This is a genomic window from Ruegeria sp. HKCCD4884 (assembly GCF_013110855.1).
Taxonomy (GTDB): domain Bacteria; phylum Pseudomonadota; class Alphaproteobacteria; order Rhodobacterales; family Rhodobacteraceae; genus Ruegeria.
This window is the reverse complement of sequence record NZ_WVRJ01000003.1, coordinates 319,012-340,334: the sequence shown is the minus strand read 5'-3', so window position 1 is coordinate 340,334 and position 21,323 is coordinate 319,012. Positions and strand designations below refer to the sequence as shown.

The following is a 21,323-nucleotide window of genomic DNA, read 5'->3' as shown; positions in this document are numbered from 1 at the left end:
AAATAAACAGGAGTGTAATGTGACTGCTGCGGACCTTCATCCAATGGCGACAGGGCATATTCCCCGATACGTCGTCGCAGCTGACGGAAGCGACTACCTATTCTCAGCGATGGTTGTTTTCTTTGTCGTTCTGGTGGTGCTGATCGGTGTTGGTTATCTGACGCTTCATTCCGTTCCCGAGAAAATGGCCCACGAAAACAATCACCCACAATTCCAGTTGGTGGGTATTCTCGCGCTGCTCGCATTGTTTACACATAATGGCCTTTTCTGGGTTGCCGCCATACTAGTCGCAGGATTTCAATTTCCGGATTTTGCCACGCCGCTCCGAAACATTGCTGACGCCATTCGTTCGCTTTCTCGGGTCCCAGCGCCCGAACCGGTGCCTGAGGTGACAGAACCGACGCCACCCGCGTCAGAAACAGGCGAAGCGCAGGAGCACAGCAAATGATCGAGACTATGCTCTGCGCCCTGATTACGGTGCTGCCCGACTATTTGTTCCGCCGGTTTGTTCAGGGTAAACGTATCGGTCACGAGATCACGTTGTTTACCATGTGGTACGAATTGCGTTGGGGTTTGACGACATGCGCCATTCTGGCGCTGACCGTGATCACCACGCTGTTCTATTTTCACCCGGCCAGCAAAACGGCCGCTTCTTATTTTCGTACCGTAACGATTCTGCCGCAACTGGGCGGTCGCGTGTCTGAAGTATTTGTCAGAAGCAACGAACTGGTCACAGCGGGTCAGCCGATTTTCCGGATCGAGGATTTTACTCAGACCGCACAGGTTCAGGCGGCAAATGCTCAGATTGCGCAGGTTCAAGCCTCGCTTAAGGTTGCAGAAACTGAACTGGCCGAGGCTGACGCAGGTATTGCCGGGTCCACGGCGGCTCTGGCGCAGGCGCTTGAGGATTTGGAGCGCAACACAACCTTGCGGGACGAAGGATCAAGTGCGGTACGGCTGGCCGAGATCGAGCGCCTGGAAAACCTTGCCGCCGAGCGTGAGTCCCAGGTTGTTGCCGCAGAAGCCAAACGCGCAGCGGTCGAACAGCAAATCGAAGAGTTGATCCCGGCGCAACTGGCCAGTGCCATCGCGCAACTGGACGCCGCACAGACCGAACTGGACAAAACAGTGATACTCGCCGGTGTCACCGGACGGGTGGAACAGTTTAGCTTGCAAGTCGGCGACTATGTCAGCCCGTTGCTGCGCCCGGCTGGTATTCTGGTGCCGTCCCATACCGGGCATGACCGTTTCCAGGCCGCGTTCAACCAGCTATCTGCTCAGGTCATCAAGCCGGGCATGATCGGTGAGTTGGGCTGTATGACCAAGCCGTTCACTGTTATCCCTACGGTCGTAGTCGAAGTGCAGGATGTCATTCCTTCCGGCCAGATCCGTCCCTCGGACGAACTCAGGGATGTGCAGGCCAACAACAATCCCGGCTCGATTCTGGTGTATATGGAACCGCTTTATAAAGGTATGGCCGATGACATCCCTCCGGGCAGCAACTGTCTGGCCAATGTTTACACCGACAACCATGAGCGGTTGGAGCATGAGGATCTCGGTTTTTGGGAGGCCGCATTTTTGCATGTGGTGGACACGATCGGTGTCGTTCACGCGGCCGGTCTGCGTTTGCGTCTGATCCTGATGCCGGTGAATACTCTGGTTCTGACCGGGCATTGATCCGGTTTAGGCACCCCAAACGCAAAGGGCCCGGCAGTTTTGCCGGGCCCTTTGATTTTAAAGCGCTGCTTTGAACAGCTGTGTCAGGTTTTCTTTCGTCAACTCAATCGGGTTGCCCCCGCAAGAGGGGTCAATGATCGCGCCTTCTACCAGCTCGGGGATCGACGCTTCGGTGACGCCCAGATCGGAAAGGGTGCGCGGGATGCCGAGGCTGTCGTTGAATTCCTGCACAAAAGCGCGGAAGCCATCAAAGCCACCATCAATGCCCAGATAAGCCGCTGCCTGCTGGAACCTGTCGGCGATGGCGGGAGCGTTGAACTCCAACACAGCCGGCATACACACCGCGTTGGTCGTGCCGTGATGAGTGTTGAACACCGCACCGATCGGGTGGCTCATCGCGTGGATGGCACCCAGACCTTTCTGGAAGGCAGTTGCCCCCATGGCTGCTGCGCTCATCATCTGGGCGCGGGCTTCGATGTCGGTGCCGTCGGCATAGGCGCGCGGCAGGTACTCTTTCACCAGGCGCATGCCTTCCAACGCAATGCCCTGACTCATCGGGTGATAATGCGGGCTGGAAAAGGCTTCAACGCAGTGCGCAAATGCATCCAGACCGGTCCCTGAGGTGATGAATTTCGGCATCCCCACAGTAAGCTCGGGGTCGCAGATCACCACAGCCGGAAGCACTTTGGGATGGAAGATGATTTTCTTGGCGTGGGTTTCCGAGTTGGTGATGACGCTGGCACGCCCCACTTCTGATCCGGTCCCGGCGGTGGTCGGAACCGCAATGATTGGCGCGATCACGTCCGCGTCTGCTCGGGTCCACCAGTCGCCGATATCTTCAAAATCCCAAACTGGGCGGGTTTGGCCCGCCATAAAGGCAACCATTTTGCCAAGGTCCAGACCAGACCCCCCGCCAAAGGCGATCACCCCGTCATGGCCGCCCGCGTTATACGCTGCGACACCTGCCTCAAGGTTCTTTTCGTTCGGGTTGGGATCTACGTCGCTGAACAGCCCACGGCCCAAACCGGCAGCTTCCATAATATCCAGCGTTGCCGAGGTGATCGGCAGATCGGCCAAGCCCTTATCTGTGACCAGCAGAGGTTTTTTCATACCGGCTGCAGCACAGGCTTCGGGCAATTCCTTGATGCGTCCGGCACCAAATTTGATTGCGGTCGGATAAGACCAGTTTCCAACAAGTGACATGTCAGGTTTCCTTTGTAATGTGCAACCTGCCCGGGCGAGGGGGTAAGACCCGAGCAGGCCGTCGTCTTTAGCCCGTGACCTTCTTAAGGTGGTAGGATTTGGGACGGGTGAGATTGTGGTACCCAATGACCGACAGACCGCCGCCGCGCCCGGTATTCTTGCATCCGGTCCAGCACAGGCCAGGGTCCAGATAATCCGCACGGTTCATGAACACCGTGCCGGTCTCGATCTGGTCGCCCACTCGCGCTGCGCGATCTACATCACGCGTCCAGAGGCTGGCGGTCAGGCCAAATTCACTGTCATTCATCAGCGAGATTGCTTCGTCATCCGACGAGACCTTCATGATGCCCACAACTGGTCCAAAGCTCTCATCCCGCATAACGCGCATGTCGTGGGTTACATTGGTCAATATCTGAGGGGTCAGATAAGCGCCGCCATCATCCTCAGGGAAGGTTTCGATATGCGCAACCGCGCCTGCCTCAATGGCCTCGGCAATTTGAGCGCGTACTTCATCAGCGAAACGCACGTTGGCCATGGGGCCGATGGTCGTCTCAGCGTCCAGCGGGTTGCCCAGTTTGTATCCCTTCACGATCTCCACCGCCTTGGCGACAAAATCGTCATAAAGGCTTTCATGCACGTAGATCCGCTCGATCCCACAGCAGCACTGGCCCGAGTTGAACATCGCGCCATCAATCAGTGTATCGACGGCGGCATCCAGATCGGCATCTTCCATGACATAGCCCGGATCCTTGCCGCCCAGTTCGGTGCCGACGCCGGTAAAGGTGCCCGCCGCCGCGCGCTCCATCGCCTGGCCGCCGCCGACCGAGCCGGTGAAGTTTACGAAGTCAAACGCATTGCCCGCGATCAGGTCATTGGTGACGTCATGGCTGAGGAACACGTTCTGGAACACATCTTCAGGCACACCGGCTGCGTGGAAGGCTTGCGCCATACGCGCGCCCACTAGCAGGGTCTGCGTGGCGTGTTTCAGGATCACCGTATTGCCCGCGATCAGTGCAGGGGCGACAGTGTTGATCGCTGTCATGTAGGGATAGTTCCAGGGGGCCACAACAAACACGACCCCGTGCGGAATGCGCTTGATGTAACGCCGGAACGTTTCGTCCTCGCCTACCGCGATATCAGCCAGAGATGTTTCTGCAATCTCTGCCATATGGCCGGCACGTTCGTTGAAGCCGCCGAACTCACCACCATAACGCACCGGGCGGCCCATCATATGCGCCAGTTCTGGCACGATCTCATCATTCATCGCGCCAACAGCGGCCACCCCTGCCATGACAAGATCAATCCGTTCCTGCAGCGGACGCGCCGCCCAATTTGCCTGAGCGGCGCGCGCCCGGCCTGCAACCTCAAATGCCGCATCCCGAGACAACACGTCTCGTTCCGCAAAAACCGATCCATCAATCGGCGAGACACATTTCAACATCTGCCCCATGTTCACTCCGTATAGAAAGAATGCAGGATCCCTGCTTCATCTGGCCAAAATACCTCGGGGGTCTGGGGGCAGAGCCCCCAGCCAGCCCCCTAAGCGCGCTCGAAACCGCGTGCGACTTCCCAGTCAGTTACCACGCGCTCGAATTCCTCGATCTCGACTTCAGCGGCACGTGTATAGTGGTCGACCACATCATCTCCCATAGCCGCCCGCAACATGCCCGAGCCGTGCAACGCATCCCGTGCGGCACGCAAGTTGCCTGGGATCATACCGGTTTCACCCTGATACACGTCGCCCGTGGTGGGCGCTTGCAATTCCAACCCTTCCTCAATGCCTGCGATCCCGGCGGCCAGCATCCCGGCCATTGCCAGGTAAGGGTTCATGTCCGAACCCGGGATCCGGCATTCCACCCGCACTGCCTTGGTACCGTCCCCGCACAGTCGGAAACCGGCAGTGCGATTGTCCACTGACCAAATGATCCGCGTTGGTGCGAAGGTGCCCTTCATAAAGCGCTTGTAGCTGTTAATGTAAGGGGCCATGAAATAGGTGTAGTCGGCAGCATATTTCAACAAACCTGCCATGTAGCTCTTCATCAGAGCGGACATACCCAAGTCATCTGCTGCGTCATAAAACGCAGGCGTTCCATCTGACCAAAGCGATTGATGGACGTGGCTGGAACTGCCGACTTTCTCATGGTGCCATTTCGGCAGGAATGTCGCGGCATGGCCATGCTGCCAGGCGATTTCTTTCACGGCATTCTTGGCGATCGAATGATACTCGGCCGTGTCCATCGCAGGCGCGTATTTGATGTTCAACTCTTCCTGTCCGGTCTCGGCTTCGCCCTTGGTGTTTTCGACCGGAATGCCCGCGTCCCACAAGTGATTGCGGATCGGGCGCATCACGTGTTCTTCTTTGGTGGTTTGAAGAATGTGATAATCTTCGTTGTAGCCCGAGATTGGCTCCAGATCGCGGAAACCTTCCTTGCGGATCTGGTCAAAGCTTTTTTCGAACAGGAAAAACTCCAGCTCGGTGGCACACATCGCGTCATAACCCATGGCCTTCAGGCGATTGACCTGACGTTTCAGGATCGAGCGCGGAGCGTGCGGCACTTCTTCATGTGTGTGGTGGTCCAGCACATCGCACATCACCATGACAGTGCCCGCAAGCCACGGAACCGGGCGCAGCGTGCTCAGATCGGGCTTCATGACATAGTCGCCATAGCCACGTTCCCAACTGGTCGACGCATAGCCGTCCGGCGTGGCCATTTCCAGATCAGTGGCCAAAAGGTAGTTGCAGCAATGCGTCTCTTCCCACGCGCTCGCCACAAAGTGACCCGCATGAAAGCGTTTGCCCATCAATCGTCCTTGCATGTCGACCATGCAGACCAATACCGTATCCACCGTACCTTCAGAGACTTGCGTCTTCAGATGTTCGAACGTGAGCATGTGCCACCTTTTTCTTTGCCGAGTTTAACTTTCGGCCATTCGTCGTGATTGACCCGCCCCTTAAGGGGCAGGTCAGGTTTGCAGCAAGTTAGCCGTAGCGATAAGGCCGTCCAGCCTTGAGCATGTCGGCGTTGTATTGCTTGAAGATTTCAACAACCTTCGCTTTCGTCTCTGACTCGGCTGCGATCTCGTCCCAGAATGCAACGGCCGCCGCTTCGACAGTTGCCCATTCTTCGTCCGGAATTGACGTCAGCTGCATCTTGTCGCCGTTGACGCGCAGGCTGGCCTCGCCACCCCAATACCACCACTGGCGGTAATAGTGCGACTGATCGGTGCAGACGCGGAACAAGGTCTGCAGGTCTTCCGGCAGCTCATTCCAGCGATCCATATTGGCGAAGAATGAGCCCGCCCATGCGCCCGAGATGTTGTTGGTCAGGAAGTAGTTGGTCACATCCGCCCAACCCACGGTGTAGTCTTCGGTGATCCCTGACCACGCGATACCGTCCAGCTCGCCGGTTTGAACCGCAACTTCGATGTCTTCCCATGGCAGTGTCACCGGCACGACGCCAAACTGGCTCAGGAAGCGGCCCGCTGTCGGGAAGGTAAAGACACGCTTGCCCTGCAGGTCAGCGAGGCTGTTGATCGGGTCTTTGGTCGCGAAATGGCACGGGTCCCATGCACCTGCCGAGATGTGCTTGACGCCAACTTTAGAATACTCGGCGTCCCAGATTTCGTTCAGCCCGTATTGATTGAACAGAACCGGCACGTCCAGCGAGTAGCGCGAGGCAAACGGGAAGTAACCGCCGAACACGGTGACTTCGGTCGGCGACGCCATCGAGTCGTCATCCGACTGCACTGCGTCGATCGTGCCGCGCTGCATGGCGCGGAACAGCTCGCCCGTCGGGACGAGCTGGTCTGCATAGAACAGCTCAATCTGCATCCGATCACCGGCGATGGTGTTGAACATCTTGATGGCCGGATCGATCACGTGTTCAGCCAGCGCCGGGCCTGCATAGGTCTGCATCCGCCATCTGATCGTTGATTGCGCCAGTGCAGGTGTCGCCAGCGCTGCTGCGGGCGCGGCTGCTGCGCCTTTCAGAAATGTACGTCTGTTTGTCATTCTCTCTCTCCGTTGGTCAGTTTCAGCAATGCGGGGGATACCCGCGATGCCCCGGTTTGGTCCGGGATCATTTGTTGTAAACGTATTCTGGCAACCACAGCGCGATCTGCGGGAAGGTCATGATAATGGCCAGTGCAAGCGTCATCACCATCACGAAGGGCAGGATCGACCCGTAAATGTCACGCAGTGAAATCTCCGGTGGCGCCATCGCGCGCATCAAGAACAGATTATAGCCGAAGGGCGGTGTCATATACGCGATCTGGGTCGTGATCGTGTACAGCACGCCATACCAGATCAGGTCGAAACCCAATGCCCCCACCAGCGGCACGTATAGGGGGGCAACGATGACCAGCATGGCGGTGTCGTCCAGGAACGTACCCATCAGGATAAAGCTGAGCTGCATGAAGATCAGGATCACCCAGGGGTTCAGGCCCAGACGTTCGGTAAACAGATTCTCGATCGCGCGCACAGCGCCCAGCCCATCGAACACAGCGCCAAAGGCCAGTGCTGCAAGGATGATCCACATGAACATACAGGTGATGCCCAGTGTTGACCGCACCGAGGTTTCGAAAACCTCGCGGGTCATCCGGCCCTTCAGCACCGCAGCGACAAACGCCGTCAAAGCGCCGATGGCCGAGCTTTCAACCAGCGAGGTCCAGCCGTTCACAAATGGCACCATCATCGCGGCAAAAATACCCAACGGCAGCAGACCGGCACGCAAGAGACGCAGTTTCTCTGCCATGGGAGCATCACGTTCTTCCGCTGATAAAGCAGGACCCAAAGCTGGGTTAATCCGGCAGCGGATCACGATGTAAAGGATGAACATCGCAGCCATCATCAGCCCGGGCAGAAGCCCCGCCAGCCAAAGCTGACCAACCGGTTGACGGGCGATCATTGCGTAAAGAACCAAGACCACCGAGGGCGGCACAAGGATGCCCAGAGACGATCCGGCTTGTATCACCCCCGTCACCATCTTCTTGTCGTACCCACGTTTCAGCAATTCAGGCAGCGCAATCGTTGCGCCGATGGCCATACCTGCAACGCTTAGACCGTTCATGGCCGAGATCAGAACCATCAGACCAATTGTGCCAATGGCCAGACCGCCGTTCAGCCCGCCCATCCAGACGTGGAACATCTTGTACAAGTCGTCTGCGATTTTGGATTCGGCCAGCACATAGCCCATGAAGATGAACATCGGCAGCGTCAGCAGCGGGTACCATTTCATCAGCTTCATGGCGGCGGAAAAGCCAATGTCGTACCCGCCACGGTCCCCCCAAAGAAACAGCGCTGCCATAACGGCGACAAAGCCGATGGCTCCAAAAACGCGCTGCCCCGTCAGCAACATCAGCATCATGGTCGAAAACATCAGGATGGCGATCATCTCGTATGACATCAGATCACCTCGCGCGGGATGTCATCGCCCTTGAGGCGTAGTATATCTTTGAAGAGTTCCGAGATGGCCTGAAGTAACATCAGGAACAGCCCAACAACCATGATCACCTTGATTGGCCACAGGTAAGGACGCCACGCGGTGGGACTGCGCTCGCCATATTGCAGCGAATAACTCAGCGAGTCGTAGCCGCCATAGATCATCACACCCAGATAGACGATCAGGAAGAACACCGTGATCGCATCGGTCCAGGCCCGCCGACGATTCGACCATTCACTGTACAGCAGGTCCATGCGAACATTTGAACCCATCTGAATGGAATAGGGGCCGCCGAGCACATAATAGGCCACCATCGCAAATTGGGCCATTTCAAGGGTCCACAGAGAAGGCAAAAAGAACGTCTTCGAGATCGAGGACCAGAGCAGAATGCCCATCATGACGAAGATGCCATACATGACCACACGCCCGATCCAGCGGTTCGCGCGATCAATGACCGCCACATATCTCCGCATGAATTTCATTGAGATACTGTCTCTGTCATGCTGTGGCCTCGGTGTTCGAAAAGGCAGAAATGACGGATTGCAGGATCGGCGCGAGCTGCCCTGCCATTCGGTTCACACCCGCAGGAGTGTCGATCAGGTCATTGCGCACCTCGATCATGACATTGGGCAACCCGCGTTTGATCGCGTGTTCCTGCAACGTATGCGTGACGCCGTCAGAGGCTGAGTAGGGTTCGTTCAGCGCGACCTTCAGCCCGGTGCCTTGCGCCTGTTGCAACATGATCCGGGCCGCGCGGTCGTCTTTGTCATGCAATATACCCAGCTCAACCGAGCGCGTCTGTCCCTTGTAGATCGGGGTGAAGCTGTGGATCGTGATGACCACGGGCGGCTCGTTTCTTGCGTTCAAGGTGGACGACAAAAGGTGTCGGAATGGGTCATACACATCCCGCACGCGCTGGGTGCGCTGTGCCGCCGTCAGATTCGTGTTTCCGGGTACTGAAAACACTTCGCTGAGTTGCGGCATGGCGTCTTCACGTTCCGGCGGGCGGTTGCAATCATAGACAAGGCGACTGACCCGAGAATGGACCAATGGCGCGTCCAGCGCACCCATCAACTCAACCGAAAGCTCCATTGCGCCAATATCCCATGCAGCATGGGACCGGGCCGCCTCCTCATCCAAACCCAGGCCGTGCAAAGCGGCGGGAATAAAGCGACTGGCGTGTTCGCACACCAAAACCGCATTGGCGCTGCCGCGTGCATTGAGCAGACGTGCAGCCGGTGCCTCGACGGTTTGTAATAAGGATGACTCGGAATCGTGATGCATAGGTAGCATTTGTTACAGCAGTTTCCCAACTGTCAAGAAAATTACTGTAGACAAAATTACAGGTGAGAATATTCTGTAACAAACATAAGAAACGAGGGTGCCGATGGCCACCGTTGTGAAACTTGTCAAACAGCGGATTCAGGATGAACTGGACGACCTGACCCGATCAGAGCGCCAGTTGGCGTCTATCCTGTTGCAGGATTATCCGATGGCAGGGCTGCAATCGATCACCAAGCTGGCAGCTGCTGCGCAGGTCTCGACCCCGACCGTTATCCGTATGGCCCGCAAGCTTGGGTTCGATGGGTTTCCGGACCTGCAGGATGCCCTGCGCGAAGAAGTGGCAGCGCAGATCAAGAAACCGATCTCGAAACGAGATGCCTGGGTTGTCGATGACGATGCCGAACACCCGACAACGCGCTTTGCGCAGGCCGTCTGGACAAACATGCGCCACACGCTGGAGCGTCTGGACAAAGAGATGTTTGACACTGTCGCCCAGTTATTGGCTGAAACGGACCGGCATCTTTATGTGGTGGGTGGCCGCATCACCCGATCCAACGCGGATTATCTGTTCAATCACATGCAAATCATCCGTCCCAACGTGACCATGCTGGGCAATTCAGCCAATGTTTGGCCGCAGTACCTTTTGGACATGGACGCGTCCTCGGTCCTGGTGATCTTCGACATTCGGCGATACGAGGCGCATCTGGAAAAGCTGGCCCAGGTTGCCTCGAGCCGGGGCGTAACAGTTGTGCTGTTTACCGACCAATGGGGTTCACCCATCGGAAAGACCGCAAATTACACCTTCCACGCGTTGGTCGAGGCCCCTTCAAGTTGGGATTCGACGATAGCGCTGCAGCTGATTTCAGAAACTTTGATTGCAGAAGTGCAAGAGGCCCGGTGGGAGGAAAGTAAGGAACGGATCGAGGAACTGGAGCAGTTTTTTTCGTCAACCCGGCTATTCCGCAATCAGGATTGAACGATCGAATCTGATTAAGCGCTTTGGTGCAAAAACGGTGGCACAAAATTTGCCACTTCCTGCTTGACGCGCACCTGTGCATGACTTAACCAACGCAAACCATTTGCGGGTATAGCTTAATGGTAAAGCCCCTGCCTTCCAAGCAAATGATACAGTTTTCCTTTTCTTTCAAATTCATACCAGACCGTTCATTTTGTTGACTTTATTGTTTCTTTCATATTCCCATGATTGCCGGAGTTTTCTAATTGATACCGACAAAAAGCTGACAAAATGCCTAAGCTCACAGAGACGTTCGCACGCAAGGTTCTGCAGACAAATAGCGGTACTGCCAAGCACTGGGACAGCGAGATCAAGGGCCTCGTTCTCTTCGTAGGTAAGGAGTCCAAAACCTGGTACTTCCAGAAAGATGTTGGAGGGCAAACCCGACGGGTTTTAATTGGGCGCTATCCACTCATTTCGGCGGACGTCGCCCGGCAAACCGCTCTGGGATTTGCCTTGGAATGGGGCAGGGGTGCCGGGAAAAAAGTCCAGATACGAGTTGAGAAGCGACTTGCAACGGGTGTCCCATGCGCTCCAAGAAAAACTGTCGAATGCCGTGCTCAGCGCCCCCCGTGGAAAGTAAAAGGACGTAAGAAGGACCCGGAGCGATATCTACAACGATTCAGCCCCAGCTCAGATCCTCGTTTCGAAACGGCATTGATCTGATGCGCCGCCCTGTGACTTGGCGGATCGCGTTTGCGATTGCTGGAGCGATGGGGCCGACAGGAGTTTCACCGATGGCACCCATGCGCTCATGGTCCGAGGTGGCGTCGAGATGCACGCGGATATTGGTTGGGATGTCCTCCATTCGCAGGATTGGGTAGGTATCGAAATTGTCCGATATGACCCGCCCATTTTGGATCTCAACTTCCTCGTTCAGAGCCATGTTGAGACCAAAGAGCGTGCCGCCCTGGATCTGGCTGCGCACCGCGTCGGGATTGAGGATCGTGCCGACGTCAACGCCGATATCTATCTGCAGAACCTTCAACTTGCCATCTTTCGCCAGCTCGATCCGCGCCACCGCCGCAGAGGTAGAGCCGTGGAAAGGTTGTCCAGGCTCTTCGCCTTTCCGTTTACTTTAAAACTGAGCAGTGACATTTGGTCGTTTCCTTTTTCTTGACGCGGGTTTCCTAGTTCTTCTGAAAGCGTTATTTTTGCGGATCGATGCAGTTTTGCTTCTTGTTCTAAGCAAGGACCAGCGTGATTGAAGTTGTTCCCCTCCAATGTGACTCGGTCGACCAGACTATCTTGCATTGACGCCTGCGGCAGGCCGCATTTTGGCCAGCAAGACGGTCGGGTATCAAATCGCGGCTTCTCGCTGAGCAAACTCAAAAAATGAACCAAACGCTTGTTCGGACTTCTTCCAGCAAAGGTGCTGACTTGCCGCATCCAGTCCGTATTTTTCGTGCTCTGGGTTACCGTGATCCAACCTTCCGTTAGAAAGCGATTTTATCGGCGTCCCCACGTTTTCATCTCGTGGCATGAAGAAATCACCGCTAGAAACATCCTCGGCGAGGCAGGCATGGGCTAAAGGCAGAGCACCATCCGCAGCTGATTGGCGCTTCATCAACAGGGCCATGACCCGGATAACAACCTTGGACAGCTGACCAATGAAGAACGTGTTCCCTGCGACTGAGTTGGACACGAGATTGGTCTCGGCAAATCCGGGTTCCGCACAGACGCTCTTGATTTTGGTGGTATCGTAACCTTTTACGTCAAGCATCTGGCTGAGTTTCAAAGCAAAGGCGACGCAGGCAATCTTGCTCTGGCGATAGCGTTCCATGCTGCCGTTCACACCGCTGCCACCAAGTGTACCCGCGGCAGACTGTGCAAAGTACTTCTCCTCGAGAAATAGCTTGGATGATTGATAGCGGATGCCGGAGGACTGCTGGCAAATCCGAACCTCTTGCCCATTTTTTAGTGCAAGATCGAAAGATGGGAAAACGCATTTGGTCAGCAGGTAGTGTGAGAAGAAATTCACCTGCATCTGGATGTCGTATCCGGCGCTTGAACGCGTGTCTGCCACAGGACCAAACCCGGCATTGTTGGCCAGAACGTTCAAACCGCCAAGGTCTTTGCATAGCGCATTGACCCGTTCGGCGGCTTGTTTCACCGAACCCACATCCTTCAGATCACAGGCGATGGTATGAATCTCGGTTTGGCTGCCGCAGGCGCGCTTTTCCTCTTCCAGCTTCGCGAAGGCGTCCTGAACCCTGGGAGATACCCTGTTCAGAAGCAGCAAGGCTTTTACGTTCTTTCGGATTGCAAAGACCGACGCCCAATAGCCAACACCGGAGGTTGCCCCGGTGATCGCCATGACGGCGTCCGGCGCATTGGGAACTTCGTTCAGCCAACCGTCAAAATGCTTTGTCTCGATAGGCATCAAAGCCTCCTATTTCGCAAGTGCAACGGCCATTGTTGCAGACATCTGCCTCCGACGGGCAGAATAACCCTTCCCGCCGGAATTTGCCGTCGTTTGTGGTGGTTATTTCATTTGCCCGTCGAACCATTCGATCACCATGGTGGGATCGTTCGGGAAGTAGCGGTAGCATTCGGTGCGGATGTTGGTGCCCTCGATCCAGAAGAGCTTTTTGTCCTCAACTGGGATCGCGTCATAGACCGCCTGGATGTCATACGGCTTGGTCACGAAATCATCATGCACCTGGACCACAAAGGTTGGGAAGGTGATCGCCTTGGCGCATTTGGGCATGTCGATGTCGCTGGTGCGCAAGCTGGTGAGCTTTTCGTATTCCGCTTCCCAGACCTCTGCCGGAATACCCGCCGCGGTCACGCCGCCGTCAATGAAGGCACAGGATGAAAGCGGCTGCAGCGCCATCATGCAAACAACGTCTTCGAACTCTTCAGGGTGTTTCTCGATCGCGTTGAAGGTCGAGTTGGCGCCAAAGCACTGGGTATAGATCGCGATCTTCATGTCTTTGGTGTCTTCACGCGTGCGGACATAGCGCATCGCGCCGATGGCGTCGCGATACTCGATCAGCCCCGATCCGATCAGCGGATAGGGCCCCGGCGCGCTTAACCCATTGCCGCGCAGATCATAGGTCAGGACGTTATAGCCCGCCTCGTGCAGCGCCTTGTAAAGCGGGTTGAAGTCGACCTCGAAGCCAGGGCCTTGGGATATCCACGGTTCCAAATGGCCGGGGAACCCATAGCGGTTGGCACCCTTTAAGTGGTTGAAAACGATGATTTTGTCGCTCTCGGCCGGGATAAACCAGGCCTCGATTACGGTGCCATCCATGGCAGGGAAGAACACGTCCTCATAGTCCAAACCATAGTCGCTCGGCCGTTTCATCAAAGGCGTTCGCGAAGCCTCGCCCATCGTGTGGAGCATCATCTGCATGGCTTGTTTGGATTGTTCGCTCATCTCTTGGGTCATCGAGTTTTCCTTTCAGGGAAAAAGGGTCAACCGTCCTGCGTTTCCGCAACGCGTTTGGCAAGGGCATCCAAGACGGATTGATAGGCGGGCTCGATCCAGTCCGAGTTCCAGGTCCAGAGGATCAGTCCACGGTCCACCTCGTGCTGGATGACACGGGTGCCGCCCTCCACCGGTTCCAACAGCCACTGGTGGTCAAAGGTCATCAGGCCCCATGTACCGCCGTATTGGCGCAGCTCTCGGCCCTCTTCGAACCCCTTGATCGTTGCGGACATGTCGACGGTCGAACCATCCGGAAAACGAACCAAGTTCTTGACCGTGGCACCGGATCGCAGCTCGCCCTCGACGGCAACAAAGACCGGATTCCATTCGGGATAGCTTTGCGTATCGATCAGCACCGCCCAGACCGCCGCGGGCGAAACCGGGATGACGGTTTCTACATGGAAGGTCTTCTTGGTCAACGCGGCTGCCGCCAACAGGATCATGAGGATCACTGGCACGGCCCATTTCAGGATGGTCAGGATCATGTCTTGTCCTCAAATGCCTGGTCTGGCCTGGGTCGGGTTCATTCGGGGACCGGATCGTGAATCTTGTTTTCCAGGCTGATAAAGCGCGGCACCCCTTCGCGGGCGGTGATGCGGCACACACCATCCTTGTATTCATAGCTGTCGCGGTATTCGGCCACGCCCGTAACTCCGAACTCATGGGTCATATCGGCGCCGATCGGATGGATGTAGAACTCCACATAGCTGGTGCCGGTGGCGGTGGTGTCGGAGATCGAAGTTACGCGGTGATTGGCGATCAGGTGCATGAAGCGGAATTGGTCGCGCCCTTGCAGATACCGCGCGGCGATTTCCTTGGGGCCGGTATGGGTCGCCAGCTTCAGATCCATCCCGCTCACCGTCCAGGTCGCGTCTTCGGTGAAGAGATCAGCAAATCTGGCAGCGGTCTTGCCTTGGTCTTCATCGGGGTGATCCAGATACCAAGCATAGTCATAGCCCGTCTGCTGGCAAGCAACGATCATGTCGGTGGTCTCGGCAAAAGCGGTGGTGCTGGTCAGCGCAAGGGCTGCAGAGATGAGGGTCCGTTTCATTTGGTTTCTCCTGAATATGCGGGCGGGGTCAGGCGGGTGTCGCGGGCTGATCAGCGTGCACGTATTTGCCAAACCACTCGATGACCTTTTCAGGCCGTTCGGTCAGGTCGGCGTAGCCGTCGATCCGGGTCTTGCCCTTGTCGGTCCAGACCATCTCTTTTTCGACCTTCAGCGTGTTGTAGTAGGACTGCACATAGTCCATGTCCGCAAATGGATCGTTCTTGTTCTGAATAACAATGGTGGGCTTGTTGATCAGATGTGCTTTAACAATCGGCTTTTTGGTGAAGTCGACGCCACCCCTGCGCATGTTGTATTTCACCGCGCCGCGGATCATGAACCCGGGAACCCTCATCTGTTCCAGCCACATGCCGCTGTTTAGCGGCTGAACCACCACATGGGCCTTGATGTTGTCCACCTGTTCCAACCCGCCTTCGACCCCGTGGGCCAGCGTCATAGAGCTTGATCCCATGCAGATGTTCAACATTCCAATCGGGGCATCCTTGTAGTCGGGATGCGAGGTGATGAAGCTAACTGCCGCCAGAACATCCTGGTATTCGGCTTGCCCGTCGCTGGAAAACCCCAAACTGTCCTTGTCGCTGTCCCCACAGTTGCGTAGGTCATAGGCCAGCGTAGTGTACCCTTCTTCAGCGAATTTCTGGATGTGTTTGAGGAAGGGAATATCGGTCGGCCAGGCGCGCATGCCGATGGGTTTGCCCTCGTTGGTATAGCCCGCGCGACTGGAAAACAGACCAAAGTGGCTTTGGATGATTACCTTGTCCTGTCCGGGATTGACCAGCCAACCGCGAAGGGTCACGCCATCGGCGGTTTTGAATTCCACATCTTCATAGGCAAGACCCCAGTTTGCAGGGGTGTCGAACAGGGGTGCGCGGGTCTTGGTAACCAGATTTGCGAAAAATCTCGAGAACATCGTCGTCTTCCTTTTGGCGGGGCACCCCTGCCGTGACGAGGTGACAATTGTTGTATAAGTGTAAATATTGACACTATGTCCCTTGTTGTCAATATGTCACCCATGAACGAGAGAGAAAAAAATATCCTTGCCGCCGCCGAGCGGGTATTCTCCCGCTTCGGCGTCAAACGCGCCAGCATGAGTGATGTGGCTGAGGAGGCTGGAATTTCCCGGCAAACGCTCTACAAAGCGTTCCGCAGCAAGGACGACATCCTGCGCACCCATATCCACGCCTATACGGACAACGCCATCGCCGAAATCGAGGCGGGTCTGGCCAAAACCGAGGGGCTGGGGCCACGAATCGACCTGATCCTGGAGAAGATGGTTGTGGCCGGATTCGACATGGTGCGCGCCTCTCCCAATGCTCAGGACGTCATCGACGGCGTGAATGAGGCCGCAAAGGCAGAGTTGGAAATCACCGCGCGGCGATTTCAGGCGGTGATCGTAGAGATTCTTGCACCCTATGCCGACGCGTTGAACGCATCTGGAATCCCACCAGAGGTTTTGGCCGAGTTTGTCCAGCAGTCCGCTCGCGCCGCCAAAGGCTATGCACGGGATCGAAAGCACCTGCTCCGGCAACTTCATACGATCCGTCAACTTTGTTTATTGGCTGCAGGACCTTAAAACGCGCGTTTGGCTGATGAAGCACACGTTGGGCTTATTTGACGAAAACGGCGAGACGCTTGATTTCGTGCCACTAAGGCGTCGAAACAAGCCTGTAGTCAAAATACTCTTCGTCAGGATGCTGGAGGTCAATGGCCTTCCGAGAAAAACCGTCATCGACAAAGGCGTTGCTAACACCGAAGGCCTAAAGGCCGTCAACAAAATGCTGAAGAGCCTTGGGTGCCGGATACCAATAGAGATGGTGAAGCGGAGGTACCTGAACAATAGCGTCGAACAGGACCACCGTTTCATCAAGAGGTGCATGCGACCAAAGCGTTTCGCTTTGGTCCACCTTAGTTGGACCATCAGCGTTTTCATGGTTCTGATGCTGGCAGTTGCTAGTTTAATAAACTTGAACCGGGTGGCCAAATTCGCGCGTCAGCTTTGACCGATTTCACAGTTTTCCGCGTCACATCTTTAGAAAGGCAGGGGAGCACTGTCCTTTACTTCTTTCATGACGAAAAAGGTCCTTGTCTGGCGCACACCCGGTAGGGCGATGAGCTGTCGGCCGTGGAGTTTGTTGAAGTCGGACATGTCCCGGACACGGATCTTTACTCTAGTGCCATTGCAGAAGTAACGCGTCGTCAAAAAGCGTCATGCGATCGTTCTCGGAGAATGGACGAAACTTACGTTAAAATTAAAGGTGCCTGGGTTTGTTTCCATCGAGCTGTCAACAAACATGGCGAAACGTTTTGGACATCACGTCGCTTCTTTGCTTTGAGACAGCTCAACACTGCGACTATGAGCAGCCTGCGCAGTCCTTAGAAGGAGCGGGAACACCCCTTTATCAAGTGACATTAACTCCTGCAGGCCGGCTTCAGTTGTTCCATTTGGGGACGTAACCTCCTTTCGAAGGTCGGCGGGAGAAAGCGGACTGGATCGCAGAAGATCGCCACTCCCAGAGATCATTCCACTTGCCAATTTTGCTGCAACTTCTGGTGCCAAACCCAATTCTCTTCCTGCTTCTGTCAACGCTTCTGTCATCGCGAACACATAGGCCGGGCCGCTTCCAGAAATGGCTGTCACGGCATGAAGCATTTCCTCATCATCGAGGATCACGGTCTCTCCAACTGCCTGCATCAGTTGTATTGCAAGTTCCATATGACTGGCTTTCGTGCAGACATTGCCGACAAGCGCGGTGATGCCAGAACCGACCGATGCAGGTGTGTTTGGCATTGTGCGCACAATTGGCGTCTGCGAACCCAGCAACGCTTCATAGGTCGAAATCAAAGTGCCAGCGGCGACCGATACGAAAAGAGTTTGCCCGGACCCTAATGAATTCAGATCCGACAAAGCAGAGGTCATGACCTGGGGCTTTGTCGCAATTACCGCAACAGCAGGCGGCTCTTTTGGTTGTTGGTTTAGTCGCAGGCCACGCCGCGTAAGGCGCTGCAGCCAGTCTGATGGACGCGGGTCCAGGACGATGATCTGTTCGGGCTCCAACCCGGCATTGAGCCAGCCGTTCAACAATGCGGAGCCCATCTTGCCGCATCCCAATAGCAACAAGCCACGATCACCGACCTCTAATCGGCTCTGACCTTCTGGGCCCACGACCTGTTCCATACAATCAGCTCGCAACCTTAAGGGTGCTTCGTTGCACAAGTTCTTTGTAGAGCTCGCGCAATCGGCGGGTTATCGGACCAGCACCTTCATGCTCCCCGATCTGTTTTCCATCTATGGACGCAACGGGCGTTTGCGCTCCGAAAGTGCCCGTCAGAAAGGCTTCGTCAGCTCCGTATGCTTCATAAAGCGAATAGTTCTTCTCGAATACCGGGATGTCGTTTGCTCGGCACAGGTCTATGACCTTCTGACGGGTCACCCCGTTCATGCAGTAGTCACCAGTAGAGGTCCAAACTTCACCACGGCGAACGATGAAGAAATTGCACGCATTCGTCGTGTTCACAAATCCATGTGGGTCCAGCATCAGGGCTTCATCAGCGCCAGCCTGTTCCGCCTGCAAACATGCGATGACGCAGTTCAGCTTTGAATGACTGTTGTACTTGGCGTCCTGACTCATCGGCAGACCGCGCACCTGGGGCACAGTGGCCAGGCGAATACCCTGGCTCATCAGGCTGTCCACTGGCTTCGAGTGTTCCACAATCGCAACCACCGTGGGCCCAGATCGAGACAATCCCGGGTGCTGAAACGGCTTGTCCTTTGGCCCGCGAGTCACCATGAACCGGCAATGCGCGTCCGTTGTCATGCCATTGGCTTTGGCCGTGTCATTCAGTGCTTGCAGGACTTCGTCCTTCGTCATGCCAACGTCAATGGAGACGGCTTTGCAGCTGTTGAAGAACCGATCCATGTGTTCGTCAAAAAACGCCCAAGTACCGTTGTAGAGGCGCAACCCCTCCCACATTCCATCGCCCAGCATGAAACCGGAGTCGTATACAGACACCATCGCTTCGCTGCGCGGGACGATCTTGCCGTTAAGAAAGATCTTGATGTCTCGATTGCGCGCGTCTTCCTGCGCATCATGTGTGGAATGGCTTAGAGTTTGCTCGCTCATGTCATGACTCTCGCGTAGGCGTTGCGTTGAAGAGGCGCAGAGGCGGCGACCACCGCCTCTGCTTTGCATTTAATTGATCAATCCGGCTTCGCGGAAATAACGCTCGGCGCCCGGATGCATTGGTGCGGACAACCCGTTCACCACCATTTCCTCTTTCTTGAGGTTGGCGAAGGCCGGGTGGAACGATTTGAAGGCATCAAAGTTGTCAAAGACTGCCTTCACCATCACATAGACGGTTTCTTCCGGTACATTCGAGGATGTCACGAATGTGGACGGAAGGCCAAAGGATGGAACGTCACCATCCACACCGCGATACAGACCGCCCGGGATGGTCACATTTCCGTAGTAGGGCTTGCTTTCGACCAGCGCCTGAACGGCATCACCTTCGACAGGAATGATGTTGATGTCGCACGTTGTGGCTGCTTCCAGCACATTGGCAACTGGATTGCCAGCAACCATCAGAAAGGCCTCGATGGTGTTGTCGCATAGCGCTGCCGATTGTTCGGCCGACTTGAGCTCGGTCACCAAACCAAAGTGATCCATGTCCCAGCCCATCGCGTCTACGAGGACTTCAGCTGTGCCACGCGTTCCGGAACCAGGATTACCCAAATTGATGGTCCGACCGCCCAGGTCGTCCAGAGACTCAATGCCGGTGTCTTTGCGTGCGGCGATGATGACCGTATCAGGGTGCAGCGAGAAAAGACTGCGGAGTTCACCATCCGGGCCATCCTCTTCGAAAAGGCTGGTCCCGTTCAGAGCGTGGAACTGCCAGTCGGACTGAACAATACCCATTTCCAGCTCGCCCTCGCGCATGGTGCGCAGGTTGTAAACTGAACCGCCCGTACTTTCGACCGAGCATCGAATGCCATGTTCCTTGCGTTTCTGATTGACCAGACGACAGATGCCACCGCCTACGGCGTAGTAGATTCCGGTTACACCGCCAGTGCCGATAGTCAAAAACTCTTCCGCTTTCGCCGGTGCACCAGCCAGCAGCGCGGCCGCGCCAAACGCTGCAAGCCCAGTATGTAGTCTCTTTTTGAGGATGTCGTTCGACAACATGAATAACTCCCTTTTCACCTGTTGCGTCATCCCGGTTCCGGACCGGGTGATCATTTCTTGCCGATGGAGTGGGCAATCGCAGCCAAGGTTCGGAGCTTTTCGAATCCCCACCTGTCATAACGGTACAGCAGGATTTCAAGATTGTCGACAATTTAATATATTGTCGACAATCCTGAAGTGACCGGCTACCTTGAGACTGGTCTGCAGCAGTCGACCATTGGACCGAAATTGGAAGTTCAGCTGCAATCATTTTTCTGGCTATCTTGGCCTAACAACGTAATCTCGCCTTCCATCCAATGGGTGTTCCATCAACAGGATCGAAATGACAAAGCAAGCATCCTCATCGGAAAAATCCGGCGACACATTGAAAGACAGAACGCTGGAGCGACTCCAGAAGCTTATCTTGACCGGGGATCTGGAGCCTGGGGCAAAACTGCTTGAAACTCAGGTTGCTGCTCAGCTGGATGTCAGCCGTGCCACATTGCGCGAAGCGATGGTTCAATTGAGCGAGATCGGCCTTCTTGTTTACATCCCGTTCCGCGGAACCTTCCTTCGCACACTGGATCCTATTGATCTGGACGAAATCTATTCGTTCCGAACAGGGCTCGAGAAGATGGCGTTTCAGTTCTGCTGGGACAAACGCGACCTGATTAGCCTCGCCGACCTGCAAATGCGCAACGATAGGCTATGCGATTGCATCTCGGATAATGATCCCTACGGCGCGATCATGGCAGAAATGCACCTCCACTCGTGGTGCTATGAACTTTCGGGACACACCCTTCTGCTCCAAAGCTGGGAGCGCCTGAAACCCAACCTCCAGTTTTACTTTGCCATGCATCAGAAGGCGCATGGGCGGGGCGGGCCACTTCGGGAATCCCATGACAAATACATTGAGCTCGCCAATGGTGAGAGTTTGGATGACATGCTCGCTCACCTCGAAGATCACATGCGGCAAGGCTTGAAAAACACAATGAAGTTTCTGAATGAGCGAAATGCTGCATAGGTCGCATCTGCGCTTGCG

At 55.6% G+C, this 21,323-nt stretch carries 23 protein-coding genes and 2 pseudogenes; 8 read left to right on the top strand and 17 right to left on the bottom strand.

Annotated features, from left to right (window positions below; all coding sequences use genetic code 11):
- The first annotated feature begins 43 nt into the window (after positions 1–43).
- Entirely contained in the window at positions 44–448 is a 405-nt protein-coding gene (locus tag GS636_RS06485) for a hypothetical protein (RefSeq protein ID WP_216602840.1), read from the top strand.
- Positions 445–1,677 carry an HlyD family secretion protein gene (locus GS636_RS06480; protein ID WP_171668856.1) on the top strand — a complete coding sequence of 411 codons (1,233 nt, stop codon included), beginning with the start codon at positions 445–447 and terminating at the stop codon, positions 1,675–1,677. Before GS636_RS06485 ends, GS636_RS06480 begins: the two co-directional genes overlap by 4 nt.
- Before the next feature lie 57 nt (positions 1,678–1,734).
- Here the strand turns inward: GS636_RS06480 and GS636_RS06475 are convergent, their stop codons facing one another.
- The 7 genes from GS636_RS06475 to GS636_RS06445 all read right to left on the bottom strand — a co-directional run bounded on the left by GS636_RS06475 (position 1,735) and on the right by GS636_RS06445 (position 9,605).
- A complete protein-coding gene (locus GS636_RS06475; protein ID WP_171668855.1) occupies positions 1,735–2,880 on the bottom strand; it encodes an iron-containing alcohol dehydrogenase in 1,146 nt (381 codons plus the stop codon).
- Positions 2,881–2,947: 67 nt separating this feature from the next.
- Complete coding sequence (locus tag GS636_RS06470) at positions 2,948–4,330, bottom strand: aldehyde dehydrogenase family protein (RefSeq protein WP_171668854.1); 1,383 nt, start codon at positions 4,328–4,330, stop codon at positions 2,948–2,950.
- Between the two features lie 89 nt (positions 4,331–4,419).
- Positions 4,420–5,772, bottom strand: coding sequence for a glutamine synthetase family protein (locus GS636_RS06465; protein ID WP_171668853.1), 1,353 nt, complete (start codon positions 5,770–5,772; stop codon positions 4,420–4,422).
- An 88-nt stretch (positions 5,773–5,860) separates the two neighbouring features.
- On the bottom strand, positions 5,861–6,892 hold the full coding sequence (locus tag GS636_RS06460) for a TRAP transporter substrate-binding protein (protein ID WP_171092576.1): 1,032 nt from the start codon (positions 6,890–6,892) through the stop codon (positions 5,861–5,863).
- Between the two features lie 67 nt (positions 6,893–6,959).
- On the bottom strand, positions 6,960–8,285 hold the full coding sequence (locus GS636_RS06455; RefSeq protein WP_171668852.1) for a TRAP transporter large permease subunit: 1,326 nt from the start codon (positions 8,283–8,285) through the stop codon (positions 6,960–6,962).
- A complete protein-coding gene (locus GS636_RS06450) occupies positions 8,285–8,803 on the bottom strand; it encodes a TRAP transporter small permease subunit (RefSeq protein WP_171185164.1) in 519 nt (172 codons plus the stop codon). Before GS636_RS06450 ends, GS636_RS06455 begins: the two co-directional genes overlap by 1 nt.
- Before the next feature lie 16 nt (positions 8,804–8,819).
- Positions 8,820–9,605 (bottom strand): N-formylglutamate amidohydrolase, encoded by a 786-nt coding sequence (locus tag GS636_RS06445; RefSeq protein ID WP_171185162.1) that lies wholly within the window; start codon positions 9,603–9,605, stop codon positions 8,820–8,822.
- 103 nt (positions 9,606–9,708) lie between these two features.
- Between GS636_RS06445 and GS636_RS06440 the strand changes: the two genes are divergently transcribed.
- The gene (locus tag GS636_RS06440; RefSeq protein WP_171185160.1) at positions 9,709–10,581 is read left to right on the top strand and encodes a MurR/RpiR family transcriptional regulator; all 873 of its coding nucleotides are present in this window, start codon (positions 9,709–9,711) and stop codon (positions 10,579–10,581) included.
- A gap of 270 nt (positions 10,582–10,851) precedes the next feature.
- Positions 10,852–11,115 (top strand): annotated as a pseudogene (locus tag GS636_RS22640) (Arm DNA-binding domain-containing protein); the annotation flags it as partial.
- 127 nt (positions 11,116–11,242) lie between these two features.
- Here the strand turns inward: GS636_RS22640 and GS636_RS06435 are convergent.
- The 6 genes and pseudogenes from GS636_RS06435 to GS636_RS06410 all read right to left on the bottom strand — a co-directional run.
- Positions 11,243–11,668, bottom strand: a pseudogene (locus GS636_RS06435) (molybdopterin cofactor-binding domain-containing protein); the annotation flags it as partial.
- 252 nt (positions 11,669–11,920) lie between these two features.
- Positions 11,921–13,003 (bottom strand): SDR family NAD(P)-dependent oxidoreductase, encoded by a 1,083-nt coding sequence (locus tag GS636_RS06430; protein ID WP_171668850.1) that lies wholly within the window; start codon positions 13,001–13,003, stop codon positions 11,921–11,923.
- A gap of 102 nt (positions 13,004–13,105) precedes the next feature.
- Positions 13,106–14,014, bottom strand: coding sequence for an alpha/beta hydrolase (locus GS636_RS06425; protein WP_216602839.1), 909 nt, complete (start codon positions 14,012–14,014; stop codon positions 13,106–13,108).
- 26 nt (positions 14,015–14,040) lie between these two features.
- Positions 14,041–14,538, bottom strand: a complete 498-nt coding sequence (locus GS636_RS06420; protein ID WP_171668849.1) for an SRPBCC domain-containing protein — start codon at positions 14,536–14,538, stop codon at positions 14,041–14,043.
- Positions 14,539–14,576: 38 nt separating this feature from the next.
- Complete coding sequence (locus GS636_RS06415; protein ID WP_171668848.1) at positions 14,577–15,104, bottom strand: nuclear transport factor 2 family protein; 528 nt, start codon at positions 15,102–15,104, stop codon at positions 14,577–14,579.
- 28 nt (positions 15,105–15,132) lie between these two features.
- Entirely contained in the window at positions 15,133–16,032 is a 900-nt protein-coding gene (locus tag GS636_RS06410; RefSeq protein ID WP_171668847.1) for an alpha/beta hydrolase, read from the bottom strand.
- Between the two features lie 102 nt (positions 16,033–16,134).
- Between GS636_RS06410 and GS636_RS06405 the strand changes: the two genes are divergently transcribed.
- Entirely contained in the window at positions 16,135–16,695 is a 561-nt protein-coding gene (locus GS636_RS06405) for a TetR/AcrR family transcriptional regulator (protein WP_171668846.1), read from the top strand.
- On the top strand, positions 16,619–17,122 hold the full coding sequence (locus GS636_RS06400; protein ID WP_371808696.1) for a DDE-type integrase/transposase/recombinase: 504 nt from the start codon (positions 16,619–16,621) through the stop codon (positions 17,120–17,122). The genes GS636_RS06405 and GS636_RS06400 overlap by 77 nt, the downstream gene beginning before the upstream one ends.
- 29 nt (positions 17,123–17,151) lie before the next feature.
- Here GS636_RS06400 and GS636_RS06395 read toward each other — a convergent pair whose 3' ends face one another.
- On the bottom strand, positions 17,152–17,268 hold the full coding sequence (locus GS636_RS06395) for a hypothetical protein (RefSeq protein ID WP_253762660.1): 117 nt from the start codon (positions 17,266–17,268) through the stop codon (positions 17,152–17,154).
- Between the two features lie 81 nt (positions 17,269–17,349).
- On the opposite strand from GS636_RS06395, the gene GS636_RS06390 reads away from it, so the two are divergent.
- The gene (locus GS636_RS06390) at positions 17,350–17,499 is read left to right on the top strand and encodes a DDE-type integrase/transposase/recombinase (protein ID WP_171668845.1); all 150 of its coding nucleotides are present in this window, start codon (positions 17,350–17,352) and stop codon (positions 17,497–17,499) included.
- On the opposite strand, the gene proC is transcribed toward GS636_RS06390, so the two are convergent.
- The 3 genes from proC to GS636_RS06375 all read right to left on the bottom strand — a co-directional run bounded on the left by proC (position 17,434) and on the right by GS636_RS06375 (position 20,302).
- Positions 17,434–18,297, bottom strand: coding sequence for a pyrroline-5-carboxylate reductase (proC, locus tag GS636_RS06385; protein ID WP_171668844.1), 864 nt, complete (start codon positions 18,295–18,297; stop codon positions 17,434–17,436). The two genes, GS636_RS06390 and proC, sit on opposite strands and share 66 nt — an antisense overlap.
- 4 nt (positions 18,298–18,301) lie before the next feature.
- Positions 18,302–19,243 (bottom strand): D-amino acid aminotransferase, encoded by a 942-nt coding sequence (locus GS636_RS06380; RefSeq protein ID WP_171668843.1) that lies wholly within the window; start codon positions 19,241–19,243, stop codon positions 18,302–18,304.
- A 69-nt stretch (positions 19,244–19,312) separates the two neighbouring features.
- Positions 19,313–20,302, bottom strand: a complete 990-nt coding sequence (locus GS636_RS06375; RefSeq protein WP_171668842.1) for a TAXI family TRAP transporter solute-binding subunit — start codon at positions 20,300–20,302, stop codon at positions 19,313–19,315.
- Between the two features lie 322 nt (positions 20,303–20,624).
- On the opposite strand from GS636_RS06375, the gene GS636_RS06370 reads away from it, so the two are divergent.
- Positions 20,625–21,305: a GntR family transcriptional regulator gene (locus tag GS636_RS06370; protein WP_171668841.1), complete on the top strand. Its 681-nt coding sequence runs from the start codon at positions 20,625–20,627 to the stop codon at positions 21,303–21,305.
- Positions 21,306–21,323 lie beyond the last annotated feature (18 nt).